Annotated in this window: 12 protein-coding genes; 6 read left to right on the top strand and 6 right to left on the bottom strand. The window is 69.8% G+C overall.

Annotated features, from left to right (window positions below; genetic code table 11):
- Window positions 1-55: 55 nt before the first annotated feature.
- The 4 genes from GOAMI_RS10475 (at window position 56) to GOAMI_RS10460 (ending at window position 4,241) form a co-directional block, all read left to right on the top strand.
- Window positions 56-826 carry a DeoR/GlpR family DNA-binding transcription regulator gene (locus GOAMI_RS10475; protein WP_006436468.1) on the top strand — a complete coding sequence of 257 codons (771 nt, stop codon included), beginning with the start codon at window positions 56-58 and terminating at the stop codon, window positions 824-826.
- A complete protein-coding gene (gene pfkB, locus GOAMI_RS10470) occupies window positions 823-1,788 on the top strand; it encodes a 1-phosphofructokinase (protein WP_006436467.1) in 966 nt (321 codons plus the stop codon). The genes GOAMI_RS10475 and pfkB overlap by 4 nt, the downstream gene beginning before the upstream one ends.
- Window positions 1,789-1,845: 57 nt before the next feature.
- Window positions 1,846-3,909, top strand: a complete 2,064-nt coding sequence (locus tag GOAMI_RS10465; protein WP_006436466.1) for a PTS fructose transporter subunit IIABC — start codon at window positions 1,846-1,848, stop codon at window positions 3,907-3,909.
- Between the two features lie 71 nt (window positions 3,910-3,980).
- Window positions 3,981-4,241: an HPr family phosphocarrier protein gene (locus GOAMI_RS10460; RefSeq protein WP_006436465.1), complete on the top strand. Its 261-nt coding sequence runs from the start codon at window positions 3,981-3,983 to the stop codon at window positions 4,239-4,241.
- A gap of 21 nt (window positions 4,242-4,262) precedes the next feature.
- Here the strand turns inward: GOAMI_RS10460 and hflX are convergent, their stop codons facing one another.
- Genes hflX through GOAMI_RS10440 form a run of 4 tightly spaced genes read right to left on the bottom strand, consistent with a single transcriptional unit; the run spans window position 4,263 to window position 8,374 of the window.
- Window positions 4,263-5,717: a GTPase HflX gene (gene hflX / locus GOAMI_RS10455; RefSeq protein WP_006436464.1), complete on the bottom strand. Its 1,455-nt coding sequence runs from the start codon at window positions 5,715-5,717 to the stop codon at window positions 4,263-4,265.
- 51 nt (window positions 5,718-5,768) lie between these two features.
- Window positions 5,769-6,671, bottom strand: coding sequence for a diaminopimelate epimerase (gene dapF, locus GOAMI_RS10450; protein ID WP_006436463.1), 903 nt, complete (start codon window positions 6,669-6,671; stop codon window positions 5,769-5,771).
- Window positions 6,672-6,710: 39 nt separating this feature from the next.
- On the bottom strand, window positions 6,711-7,628 hold the full coding sequence (miaA, locus tag GOAMI_RS10445; RefSeq protein WP_006436462.1) for a tRNA (adenosine(37)-N6)-dimethylallyltransferase MiaA: 918 nt from the start codon (window positions 7,626-7,628) through the stop codon (window positions 6,711-6,713).
- Window positions 7,625-8,374: a class III extradiol ring-cleavage dioxygenase family protein gene (locus GOAMI_RS10440; RefSeq protein WP_006436461.1), complete on the bottom strand. Its 750-nt coding sequence runs from the start codon at window positions 8,372-8,374 to the stop codon at window positions 7,625-7,627. Before GOAMI_RS10440 ends, miaA begins: the two co-directional genes overlap by 4 nt.
- Window positions 8,375-8,588: 214 nt before the next feature.
- Between GOAMI_RS10440 and GOAMI_RS10435 the strand changes: the two genes are divergently transcribed.
- Entirely contained in the window at window positions 8,589-9,953 is a 1,365-nt protein-coding gene (locus GOAMI_RS10435; protein WP_174324726.1) for a DUF349 domain-containing protein, read from the top strand.
- Window positions 9,954-10,008: 55 nt separating this feature from the next.
- Here GOAMI_RS10435 and GOAMI_RS10430 read toward each other — a convergent pair whose 3' ends face one another.
- Window positions 10,009-10,599, bottom strand: coding sequence for an Rv2732c family membrane protein (locus GOAMI_RS10430; protein ID WP_006436459.1), 591 nt, complete (start codon window positions 10,597-10,599; stop codon window positions 10,009-10,011).
- A gap of 36 nt (window positions 10,600-10,635) precedes the next feature.
- Entirely contained in the window at window positions 10,636-12,186 is a 1,551-nt protein-coding gene (miaB, locus tag GOAMI_RS10425; RefSeq protein WP_006436458.1) for a tRNA (N6-isopentenyl adenosine(37)-C2)-methylthiotransferase MiaB, read from the bottom strand.
- A 143-nt stretch (window positions 12,187-12,329) separates the two neighbouring features.
- Here miaB and gluA point away from each other — a divergent pair, with 143 nt between their 5' ends.
- Window positions 12,330-13,058, top strand: coding sequence for a glutamate ABC transporter ATP-binding protein GluA (gene gluA / locus GOAMI_RS10420; protein ID WP_024498485.1), 729 nt, complete (start codon window positions 12,330-12,332; stop codon window positions 13,056-13,058).
- The last annotated feature ends 38 nt before the right edge of the window (window positions 13,059-13,096 follow it).

Genomic DNA, 13,096 nt, shown 5'->3' with positions numbered 1-13,096 from the left:
ATTCCCACATTCACGGGGTGGCCGAGTGTGCAGGAACGATCAGAACGGAGCCGGTGTGTACGCCGAGGAGAGACAGCAGGCCATCGCCGAGGAGGTGCGCGTCGCAGGGCGCGCCTCGGTCGCCGAGCTCGCCGCGAAGTTCGACGTGACCAGCGAGACGGTTCGGCGCGACCTGGCCGTTCTCGAGCGCGGCGGGCACCTGCAGCGCGTGCACGGCGGTGCCGTCCGCCCCGAGGTGATGCGGGTGATCGGTGAACTCGGCATCGCCGAACGGGAGACCGAACAGATCGAGGAGAAGGCCGCCATCGGCCGCGCCGCCCTCCGTTTCCTGCCGCCCGACGGCGGATCGGTGCTCTTCGACGCCGGCACCACCACGTTCCGCGCGGCGGAGGCCATGCCGCGGGACCGCGATCTGACGCTGATCACCAACAGCCTGCCGATCGCCGGGTTGCTCGCCGGCCGCCACGCGGACGGTCTGCACGCCCTGGGCGGTCGCGTCCGCGGACTCACCCAGGCCACGGTCGGCGCCGAGACGGTCGCCGCACTGGGACGGCTTCGCGTGACGACCGCATTCATCGGCACCAACGGCCTCAGCGAGGCGCACGGCCTGTCCACCCCCGACCCCGACGAGTCGGCGGTGAAGGCGGCGATGGTTGCCGCGGCCCGACGCGTCGTCGTCCTCGCCGACAGTTCGAAGATGGAGCGCGAGGAGCTGTCGGGATTCGCCGGCATCGACGACATCGACGTCCTGATCACCGACTCCGGCATCGATCCGAGGTTCTCGGCCGCCCTGTCCGCCCGCGGCGTCGAGGTCGTGATCGCATGATCCTCACCGTCACAGCCAATCCCAGCGTCGACCGCACCCTCGAACTCGACACCCCGCTCCGGCGCGGCGAGGTGCAGCGAGCCGGTGTGGTCCGCGCCCAGCCGGGCGGCAAGGGCGTCAACGTGGCCCGCACCGTCGCCGCCGCCGGACTACCGACCCGGGCACTGCTCCCGGCGCGTGCGGGCGACCCGCTGCTCGCCGCCCTCGACGAACTCGGACTCCCCTACGACGCGGTCCCCGTGGACGGCGAGGTGCGCTCGAACGTGACCATTGCCGAAGCCGACGGCACCACCACCAAGATCAATGCCCCGGGCGTCAACCTGACGGCGGCTCAACTGGCCGCGCTGAGCGCACTGATCCGCACCTACGCGGACGGCGCGGACTGGGTCACGCTGTGCGGATCACTGCCGCCCGGCGTACCGGAGGACTGGTATCGGACCGTCGCCGACGCGCTGGTCACCGCCGGTTGCCGCGTGGCGGTGGACACCTCGGGAGCACCGCTGCGTGCGGCCGCCGCCGGACGGGTCGACCTGATCAAGCCGAACGAGGACGAACTCGCCGAACTCACCGGCACCGATCCGGCAGAGTTGCGGGAATCGCTCTCCCGCAACGACCTCCGTCCCATCGTCGCCGCGTCCACGGCGCTCGTCGAGCAGATCGGCGGCACCGTGCTGGCCACGCTCGGGGCGCGGGGCGCCGTACTCGCCACCCCGGCGGGCGTCTGGTGCGCGACGCCGCCACCCATCGTTCCGCGCAGCACCGTCGGCGCGGGTGATTCCTCCCTCGCCGGATTCCTCGTCGCGCAGACGCGTGGCGCGTCGGCTCCCGACTGTCTGCGGTCCGCCGTCGCCTACGGTTCGGCCGCCGCCGCACTGGCGGGCACCTCCTCCCCCGCCCCCCACCACCTCGACCTGTCCGGGGTCACGGTCACGGAACTCTCCGGGGCCGCCCCGATGAACTGAACCGAATCCCCACCGGGCACCCGACCACTCCACCCCCTCCATGCCGAAGGACATCCTATGACCGAGCAGATCATCACCGCCCAGACGGTGAGTCTCGACGTCGACGCCGGTGCAGACCCCGCCGCCGTCATCACCACCCTCGCCGACACCCTGGCCGCTGCCGGACGGACCACCGACCCCGCCGATCTGGCCCGCGCGGCACTCGAGCGGGAAGCCAAGTCGGCCACCGGGCTCCCCGGCGGCATCGCCATCCCTCACGCGCGCACCGCATCGGTGACGACGGCGAGCCTCGCCATGGCGCGACTGTCGCGCCAGGTCGACTTCGGGGCACCCGACGGGCCGGCCGACCTCGTCTTCCTCATCGCCGCCCCCGAGGGCGGTGCGGCGGCGCACATGAAAGTGCTGAGCTCCCTGGCGCGTTCGCTGGTCCGCCCCGACTTCGTCGCGTCCCTCCGCGCCGCCGAGAACGACGAACGCATCATCGAACTGGTCACCGAGGCCATCGATCCCGACGCCAAGAAGACCGCAACCACTCCCCCGGCAGCGCCGATGGCGCCGGCCACGGACACCCCGGTCACCGCCCGGACGCCGACGCAGAACCGGCCGCACATCGTCGCGATCACCGCCTGCCCCACCGGGATAGCGCACACCTACATGGCCGCGGACGCGCTCAGGTATGCCGCGGACCGGGCCGATGTCGACTTCGCGGTGGAGACCCAGGGGTCGTCGGCCACCACGCCGTTCGACCCCGAGGTCATCGCGAACGCGGACGCCGTCATCTTCGCCACCGACATCGGGGTGAAGGGCAAGGGTCGCTTCCACGGCAAGCCGGTGATCGCCTCGGGCGTCAAACGAGCCATCAACGAACCCGATGCGATGATCGCCGAAGCCGTTGCGGCCGGACGGAACCCGGACGCCGCGCGGGTGACCGACGACGGAGGCACCGAGGGCGCCGAGACCGGCGCGTCGTCGGGTGTCGGACTCGGTGCGCGCACCCGTCAGGCACACATGACCGGTGTCAGCTACATGATCCCGTTCGTCGCGGCAGGCGGCCTGCTCATCGCCCTCGGTTTCCTGCTGGCCGGGTACGAGATCGCCAACAGCACCCTCGACAGCGCCGGGTCCCTGAACGACGCCGTCTACATCGCGCTCAACAACAGCGTCTGGGATCTGCCGTCCGGCGGGCTCCTGCAGTACCTCGGCGCGGTGAGTTTCGCGATCGGGTCGGGGGTGATGGGACTCGCCGTCCCGGTCCTCGCCGGTTACATCTCCTTCGCCATCGCCGACCGTCCCGGCATCGCCCCCGGTTTCGTCGCGGGCATCGTGTCCCTCTCGGTCGGCGCCAGCTTCATCGGCGCACTCATCGGCGGTCTCATCGCCGGCGCGGCGTGCCTGTGGATCTCGCGGCTCCCGGTCCCGCAGTGGGCTCGCGGACTGATGCCGGTGGTCGTCATCCCACTGTTCGGCAGCATGATCGTCGGCGGACTGCTCTACATGGTGCTCGGCAAGCCGCTCGCCTGGCTGACCGAGCAGATGAACTCCGGCCTGGAGAGCATGTCCGGCGGATCAGCCGTCGTCCTCGGCGTCGTGCTGGGCCTGATGATGTGCTTCGACCTCGGCGGTCCGGTCAACAAGACCGCATACCTGTTCGCCACCGCCGGGATCGCCGACGCGGCGACCGCCGGTCCCGCACAGTTCCAGATCATGGCCGCGGTGATGTGCGCCGGCATGGTCCCGCCGCTCGCCCTGGCCCTCGCCACGGTGCTGCGTCCCGGGCTGTTCACCGAACCCGAACGCGAGAACGGCAAGGCCGCCTGGCTTCTCGGCGCATCGTTCATCTCCGAGGGTGCCATCCCGTTCGCCGCGGTCGACCCGTTCCGCGTCATCCCGTCGATGATGGCCGGCGGCGCACTGTCCGGTGCGCTCATCATGGCGTTCGGTGTGGAGCTCCGCGCCCCACACGGCGGCATCTTCGTCTTCTTCGCCATGAACAACTGGGTGCTGTTCCTCGTGGCCCTCGTCGCCGGCACCGTGCTCAGCGCGGTCGCGGTGACCGCGGCGAAGCAGTTCGGCAGGACCAGGGAGGTGGCAGCGGCCGACCTCGAGGCCGTGGCAGCCTGATCCCAGACCCACTCATACCCGACGTTTCATCCAGCACGACAACCGGATATCCCAGCAACACAGGAGGCACCATGCCCAGCACCACCGCCACCGTCGGATCGGCCGTCGGCCTGCACGCCCGGCCGGCCACGATCATCGCCGAGGCCGTCGCCGACTCCGGCAGCACCGTGACCCTCGAACTCGAGGGCGGCGACCCGGTCGACGCCGGTTCGGCACTGATGATCATGACCCTCGGCGCCGAGAAGGGCGCCAAGGTAGTGGTCACCGCCGAGGATCAGGCTGCGCTCGACAAGATCGTCACCCTCGTCGAGACCGATCTGGATGCCGACTGAACGGACCCCGGCTGAGCAGGTCTACACCGTGAGGTCCGCGATCTCGCCCGCGAAAGCGGCCGGGACGCGGACCTTCATGGTGGTGCCCGACTCGGTGTGCTCGGAGTCGAGGATCTCGCCCTCGCTGTGGATCCGCGAGACGATGTCGCCGCGCGAGAACGGCACCTCGATGGTGAGTTCGACGTCCTCGCGGCCCACGAACTCGCGGACCCGGTCGAACAGTTCGGGCAGTCCCTCACCGGTGCGTGCCGAGACGAAGACCGCGTCGGCACCCACCGCGCCGCGCAGCTCGGTGAGCCGGTTGCCGTCGATCGCGTCGATCTTGTTGATGACCAACAGTTCCGGTGGCGCCTCGACCTTCTCCTCGGCGACGATCTCGCCGATGACCTGACGGACGGCCGAGATCTGTTCCATCGGGAACGGGTCCGACCCGTCGACCACATGCAGGAGGAGATCGGCGTCGACGACCTCTTCGAGCGTCGACCGGAACGCCTCGACGAGCTGGGTCGGCAGGTGGCGGACGAAACCGACGGTGTCGGTGAAGACCACGGCCCGGCCGTCGTCGAGGGTGGCGCGCCGGGTTGTCGGGTCGAGGGTCGCGAACAGCGCGTCCTGGACGAGGACGCCGGCGCCGGTCATGGCGTTGACGAGACTCGACTTGCCGGCGTTGGTGTAGCCGGCGACCGTGATCGACGGGATCGACGAACGATGGCGCGCCGCACGTTTGGTGGTGCGCGCCTTCTTCATGTCGCGGATCTCGCGCCGCAGCTTGGCCATCCGCTCACGGATGCGACGGCGGTCGGTCTCGATCTTGGTCTCACCGGGACCACGCAGGCCCACGCCGCCGTTGCTGCCGGCACGGCCGCCGGCCTGGCGGGACATCGACTCACCCCAACCACGCAGGCGCGGGAGCATGTACTCCATCTGCGCGAGCGAGACCTGCGCCTTGCCCTCCCGGGATGTGGCGTGCTGGGCGAAGATGTCGAGGATCAGCGCGGTACGGTCGATGACCTTGACCTTGACGACCTTCTCCAGCGCGGTGAGCTGCGCCGGGGTGAGCTCACCGTCGCAGATGACGGTGTCGGCGCCGGTCGAGAGGACGATCTCGCGGAGTTCGTCGGCCTTGCCGCTGCCGATGTAGGTGGCCGAGTCCGGTTTGGAGCGACGCTGGATCACCGCGTCGAGGACCTGCGAGCCGGCGGTCTCGGCCAGGGCCGCGAGTTCGGCCATGTTGGCCTTGGCCGAGGCGGCGCTGCCCTCGGTCCAGACACCGACGAGGACCACCTTCTCGAGACGGAGCTGCCGGTACTCGACCTCGGTGACGTCGGTGAGTTCGGTGGAGAGTCCGGCGACGCGCTGCAGTGACGCGCGCTCGGAGAGTTGGAGTTCGCCGACCGTCGGATCGTCGTCCCGGATGTCACCGGTGCGATCGTCGAGGTCCGCTGAGGAAAGGATCTGTGCTGATGATTCGGTCATACGGGATCCATGGTCTCACGTCCGACCCCTGCTCAGCACGTGATTATCGGCTCAGCGATCCCAACCGGGTCGCAGGACACCGTCGGCGACCAGCATGGAGGGCCCGCGCAGGGTGGAGCCGTCGGGCCGGATGGTCACGGTGACCTCGCCGCCCGGGATGCCGATGCGCAGTTCACCGGTGTCCTGACCGCGTGCATCGAGAGCCGCTCGCGTGGCCGCGACCAGGCCCGTTCCGCAACTGCGCGTCTCGCCGACGCCGCGTTCGAAGACCCGCATCCGTGCATACAGGCGCCCGTCGACGTCCTCGACCGGTGGGGTCAGCAACTCGACATTGGCCCCGTTCGGGAAGTCGCCCGGTTCGATGACCACTCCGGCGGTGAAGTCGACGGCCGCGAGGTCGTCGGCGGTGAGATCGGCGACCACGCACGCCAGGTGCGGGTTGCCGACGTCGACCTTGGCACCCGGGTAGACGTCGTCACCGATCCGCACCACCGAGGTGCCGTCGAGGCGCGCGACGCCCATCTCCACGGTGACCTCGGCGTGCACGTCGTCGAAGTGGTGGATGATCACCGGCCGCGCACCGGCGCGCGATCCCACGGTGAAGGCGTCGGTGGCGGTGAGTCCGGTGGCGCGGACGAAGTGGGCGAAGACCCGGACCCCGTTGCCGCACATCTCGGCGATCGAGCCGTCCCCGTTGCGGTAATCCATGAACCAGTCGTCGGCCGCGACCCCGTCGGGAAGGGCGGCGAGGACGCCGCGTTCGACGAGCGCACCCGTGCGCGCCACGCGGAGCAGTCCGTCGGCCCCGATGCCCCGCTGACGATCGCACAGCGCCGCGACCATCTCGGTGTCGAGGGTCAGTTCGGCGGCCGGGTCGGCGAGCACGACGAAATCGTTCTGGGTGCCGTGCCCCTTCACGAAGCGCAGACCGGTCTGGTGAGAACTCACGGGCACCAGACTACTTGTCCCGCAGAGCGTCAGCTGCCGGTGATCTCACACGGCGGCGGCCGCGAGGGCACGGTCGGCGAGATCGGGGGCGGCAGCGTCGAGCCAGACGGCGCGGTGATCGCGCCGGAACCACGACCGCTGCCTGCGCACGTACCGGCGGGTGCCGATGAAGGTGAGTTCCTCGGCCTGCGCCATGTCGTACTCACCGTCGAGTGCCGCGAGGACCTGTTTGTACCCGATCGCCTGCGACGCCGTCCGCCCTTCTCGCAGTCCGGCGGCGCACAGGGCCTCGACCTCGTCGGCCAGACCGGTCTCGAACATCAGCCGGGTACGCCGCGCGATCCGGTCGTCGAGTTCGACGGTCTCCCGGTCGAGCGCGAGAATCGTGGTACCCCAACGGGGTTCACCGATCGTCGGCTGCGATGCCGCGAACGGCTGCCCGGTCAGTTCGACCACCTCGAGCGCACGGACGATGCGCCGACCGTCGGTGTCGAGAATGGTGGCGGCCGCCGCCGGATCGACCGAGGCGAGCAAGCGGTGCATCTCGGCGACACCGCGCTCGGCGAGCATCTCCTCGTAGCGGCCGCGAACCTCGGGATCGGTCGCCGGGAACTGCCAGTTGTCGAGCAGTCCCTGGATGTACATCATCGATCCGCCGACGATCACCGGTATGCGCCCCGCGTGGAGGAGACGCTCCACGTCGGCGGAGGCAGCCTGCTGATACCGGGCGACGGTGGCCACCTCGGTCACGTCGAGGACGTCGATCTGGTGATGCACGATGCCGCGGCGGTTGGCGACGGGCACCTTGGCGGTCCCGATGTCCATGCCGCGGTACTGCTGCATGGCGTCGATGTTGATGATCTCCCCGTCCAGCCGCTCGGCCAGGTCGAGGGCGAGGTCGGATTTCCCGCACGCCGTCGGACCGACGACCATGATCGGCCGCGGTGCCGAGTGATCGCTCATGCCGGATCACCGGTGACGGTCCATGTCGCGACGACGTAGCCGACACCGAACGGCGCGTCGGCGTAGCCCGTCTTCGCGACGAGGGTGGAACCGGAGTTCTCGACTGCGGCCGCGACGACCTGCCACGCCACCCGGCCGCCGACCCCCTCGGTGTCACAGGGTCCGGCTTCGAGTGCGGCCAGGGTTGCCGTGTCGGCGCCGCCGATCGCGGCGACGATCGCCTTGTTGAGGGCGACCGCGGAGTCCCGTCGACCACCGCCCGGCGCCTTGGGCGTCAGCGCGGTCGAGCCGTCGCCGACCACGAGGAGTCCGACGCGCTCGGACGACTCGCCCAGCCGCGCGGCGAGATCCGCACCGATCGCGGCGCACTCACGAGGCGTCGTCTCCCGGCCGACGATGAACGCGGTCATCGGGCCCAGCGACGCCGACTCCCGCAGCCAGGCACCGATCAGCCCCGACAGGCTCATCCGGGGGCCGGTCTCGGCGTCCGGCCCGACACTGCCCAGGCTCACCCGGAGATCGACCCCGAAGCGGGCGAAACTGCCCGATTCCGCCTCGGCGACCGGCCCGGCCACCGGGTCGTCGGTCGCACCGACCACGACCCACCTGTCGATCCCGGTCGCCGCGGCGTCGGCGAGGGCATCACCGACCGCCGATCGCACGGGTTCGGTGTCGAACGCCGACGGACCGGTCAACTCGGGTACCAGCAACGGGGCACTCGGTACGAAGACGACGGCCGCAAGCACACCACGACGCTAGTCGAACCGGGCGCGGCCGCCGACGGCCGAACCCCGACACGGATGTCGGCAAGCCGGCACGCACGCCACATGCACGCGCCTGAACTGCTTGAATGGATCCGTACTGTCGGCTGTCGCCGCGGCGTTACGATGCCCGGCGAGAACCGACCCAGCGACCGGCAGCCGTGACGCGCGGCACCAATGAGCGGCAGGACTTGTGCAGATGACCCACCCGACCGATCCCTCCGCGGCCACCCAGGCACCCCAGACGGGCGCGCCGGGGCCGAAGCCCGGACCCAAACCCGGCCCCCGCCCCAAGCCGGGCCCGCGGCCGGGAGCCCACGAACCTGTCGTTCCGCACATCAGCGCCGGCGACCCGCACCGCTACGGCCGGATCGACTCCTCGGGTGTGGTCTGGCTCAAGACCGCCGACGGTGAGCGCGAGATCGGCCAGTGGCAGGCCGGCACGATCGAAGAGGGTCTCGCCCACTTCGCGCGCCGCTTCGACGATCTCGCCACCGAGGTCGAGATCCTCGAGGAACGCCTCAGCGCACGCTCGGGTGATCCGCGCAAGGCGCAGGCGGCGGCCAAGCACCTGCTCGACGATCTGCCCAACGCCCATGTCATCGGCGACGTCGCCGCGCTGCAGCGGCGGCTGGAGGCGATCGTGGGCAGCGCCGACGAGGTCGCCGAGTCGCTGCGCGCCGAGCGCGAGAAGACCCGCGCCGCCGCCATCGCCCGCAAGGAGACCCTCGCCACCGAGGCCGAACAGATCGGCGCCGAGGCCACCAACTGGAAGAGTGCCGGCGACCGGCTCCGCGAGATCCTCGACGAGTGGAAGGCGATCAAGGGCATCGATCGCAAGACCGACGACGCCCTGTGGAAGCGCTACGCGAAGGCACGCGATGCCTTCAATCGCCGCCGCGGTGCGCACTTCGCCGAACTCGACCGCGAACGAGCGGGCGCCAAGGAACGCAAAGAGGCGCTGATCGCCCGCGCCGAGGAACTGTCCTCGTCGACCGAATGGGGCCCCACCTCGGCGAAGTTCCGCGAACTCCTGGGTGAGTGGAAGGCCGCCGGCCGCGCCCCCCGCGACACCGACGAAGCCCTGTGGCAGCGATTCAAGGCCGCCCAGGACGTCTTCTTCAATGCCCGCAACGCCGCGACCTCCGAACGCGACGCCGAGTTCGCCGCCAATGCGACCGCCAAGATCGCGCTGCTCGACGCCGCCGAGCGCGCCATCAACCCGTCCGCCGACCTGGACGGCGCACGCCGTGAGTTCCGGGCGTTCCGAGACAAGTGGGATGAGATCGGCAAGGTGCCGCGCGATCAGATGCACTCGCTGGAGGCACGCGCGCGTGCTCTCGAGAAGCGCATCCGCGACGCCGAAGACGCGCAATGGCAGCGCACCGACCCCGAGGCCCAGGCCCGTGCCGCCCAGTTCGCGGATCGCGCCGCACAGTTCGAGGAGCAGGCCCGCAAGGCAGCCGAACGCGGCAAGGACCGCGATGCGGCGTCTCTGCGGGAACAGGCTGCACAGTGGCGCGAGTGGGCCGTGGCCGCCCAGAGCGCCGTGACCGACCGCTGACGCCCTCCGCAGGCTCCGGGCCTCCTCAGGGAGCGGAGCTTACGGAGCCGATCGTTCAGGACTGGTCGTCGGGGTCCTTGCGGTAGAGCGCGGAGGCGTAGGCCTCCTGCTCGGCGGCCTGCCTGCGACGCTCGGCCTCCATCGCCAGGTGGTAGGACGAACGCGCCCACACCACGCGCGACCAGTGGAAGGTGAGGACGAAGACCGCGATCCAGCCGAGGATCAGGCCGATGCCCACACCCGACGGGGGTTCGACGCCACCGACGCCGGGGGTGTTGCGCGACCACCACGCGAGCATGCCCGCCACGCAGGCGATCGCACAGCCGCACAACGCGATCCACGCCAGAACCCATCGGCGGGTCAGCAGCGCGAGCATCGACATCGCGATGCCGAAGATCGCCACCAGGTAGACGAAGATCTTCGACACGATGGTGACTCGTTCGGCCGCTGCCTCGGGTGTCAGGGACAGCACCTCGAGACCGGTCACGGAGCCCGTGTGCGGCAGGACCAGCGACACCATGGCGAGCAACACGGCGACGGCCACGACGACCGCGCGGGCTCCGGGGTCGATCTCACCGGCCACACGACGCTCCGCCTTGCGGAGATCGCTCTCATACTCCTTGAACGGGTCCTCGGACATCGTCATCGCCTCACTTTGTTTCGATCTCGAGTTCGTGCACGCTCAGCCACCGCACGCGCTGCCGCATCCGGCGTCGGCGGTCGGCGCGGGCGCGGGTGCGGGGGGACCAACAGTCGGCAGACCGAGGCCCACCCCGACGGGCGCCGTGGTCGGCGTGCGGCTCTGCTCGTAGGCGTCGCCGGCGCGCGTGCGGCGGTGCGAGAGCACCCCGGCGTCGGCGATCAGGTGGTGCGGCGCGGCCGCGGTCACGACGGTGTGGACCACGTCGCCGGGACGGATCCCGGAGGCGACGTCGCCGGGCGCGAAGTGCACCAGGCGTCCGTCACGCGCGCGACCGGTCATGCGCCGGGTCTTGGCGGACTTGCGTCCCTCGTCGGCGACGACGAGCAGCTCCACCTCGGTGCCGGTCAGGGATTCGTTCTCGGACAGGCAGATCCGCTCCTGCAGGGCGATGAGGCGCTGGTAGCGCTCGCCGACGACCTCGGCCGGCACCTGGTCGGGCATCGTCGCGGCCGGCGTCCCGGGACGCGGCGAGTACTGGAAGGTGAAAGCGCTGGAGAACCGCGCACGTTCGACGACGTCGAGGGTCGCCTGGAAGTCCTCCTCGGTCTCTCCCGGGAACCCGACGATGATGTCGGTGGTGATCGCCGCGTGCGGCATCGCCTCACGGACCTTGTCGAGGATGCCGAGGAATCTGGTCTGGCGGTAGCTGCGGCGCATGGCGCGCAGGATGCGATCGGAGCCGGACTGCAGTGGCATGTGCAGCTGCGGGCACACGTTGGGGGTCTGCGCCATCGCCTCGATCACGTCGTCGGTGAACTCGGCCGGATGCGGCGAGGTGAAGCGGACCCGTTCGAGCCCCTCGATGGTCCCGCAGGCCCGCAGCAACTCGGCGAAGGCGCCGCGGTTGCGGGGCTGGTCGGGATCGGCGAAGGACATGCCGTACGCGTTGACGTTCTGACCGAGCAGGGTCACCTCGACGACGCCCTGGTCGACGAGCGCCTGGACCTCGGCGAGTACGTCACCGGGTCGTCGGTCGACCTCCTTGCCGCGCAGCGACGGCACGATGCAGAAGGTGCACGTGTTGTTGCAGCCCACCGACACCGAGACCCAGCCGGAGTAGGCCGAGTCGCGCTTGGCGGGCAGCGTCGAAGGGAATCGTTCGAGGGAGTCGAGGATCTCGACCTGCGCTTCCGCGTTGTGACGGGCACGGTCGAGCAGCGCCGGCAGCGAGCCGATGTTGTGGGTGCCGAACACGACGTCGACCCACGGCGCCTTGGCGACGACGGTGTCCTTGTCCTTCTGCGCGAGGCATCCACCGACGGCGATCTGCATGCCCGGACGGCTGGTCTTCACCGGCGCGAGATGCGAAAGGTTGCCGTAGAGCTTGTTGTCGGCGTTCTCGCGGATCGCGCAGGTGTTGAAGACGACCAGATCGGCGTCGTCGTCCTCGGCCGCACGGACGTATCCCGCGTCCTCGAGAAGACCGGAGATGCGTTCGGAGTCGTGGACGTTCATCTGGCAGCCATAGGTCCGGACCTGATAGCTGCGGGGTGACTGGGCTGATGCAGCCTCGTCAGGCCGATCCGACAACTCGATACTCACTCCTACCAGGGTACGGGGCCGACGCAAATCGCCGATTCGGCGTCACCTGCGCGACTCGATGGCACGGATTTGGTTAGGGTTCACGAATGACCGTTTCGCCGAGCAAGTCCGCGGGCCCAGGGTCCCAGCCGATGATCGCGATGCGCGGGGTGCAGAAGCACTTCGGTTCGCTGCACGTACTCAAGGACATCGACCTCGAGGTTCCCGCCGGACAGGTGGTGGTGGTCCTCGGTCCATCCGGGTCGGGCAAGTCGACGCTGTGCCGGACCATCAACCGGCTCGAGCCGATCGATGAGGGCGAGATCCGGGTCGAGGGTCAGGTCCTGCCGGCCGAGGGCAAGGATCTCGCGCGACTGCGCGCCGATGTCGGCATGGTGTTCCAGTCCTTCAACCTGTTCTCGCACAAGACGATTCTCGAGAATGTGACCCTCGCACCGACGAAGGTGCGCAAGAAGTCCAAGGCCGACGCCGACAAGCGCGCACTCGAACTGCTCGAGCGGGTCGGCATCGCGAGCCAGAAGGACAAGTACCCGGCCCAGCTGTCCGGGGGCCAGCAGCAGCGTGTCGCCATCGCCCGCTCCCTCGCGATGGACCCGAAGATCATGCTGTTCGACGAGCCGACGTCGGCGCTCGACCCGGAGATGGTCAACGAGGTGCTCGACGTGATGGTCTCCCTTGCCAAGGAGGGCATGACGATGCTGGTCGTGACCCATGAGATGGGCTTCGCCCGCAAGGCAGCCGATCGGGTGATCTTCATGGCCGACGGCGCGATCATCGAGGACTCCGAACCCGACACCTTCTTCACCGCCCCCAAGACCGACCGAGCACGCGACTTCCTCGGCAAGATCCTGGGGCACTGAGATGCGGATGAGCCACACCACACCACACACACACATCA

This window comes from Gordonia amicalis NBRC 100051 = JCM 11271, assembly GCF_000332995.1.
Taxonomy (GTDB): domain Bacteria; phylum Actinomycetota; class Actinomycetes; order Mycobacteriales; family Mycobacteriaceae; genus Gordonia; species Gordonia amicalis.
Note: the sequence above shows the minus strand (reverse complement) of the source record. Positions and strands in the feature narration are given on the sequence as shown.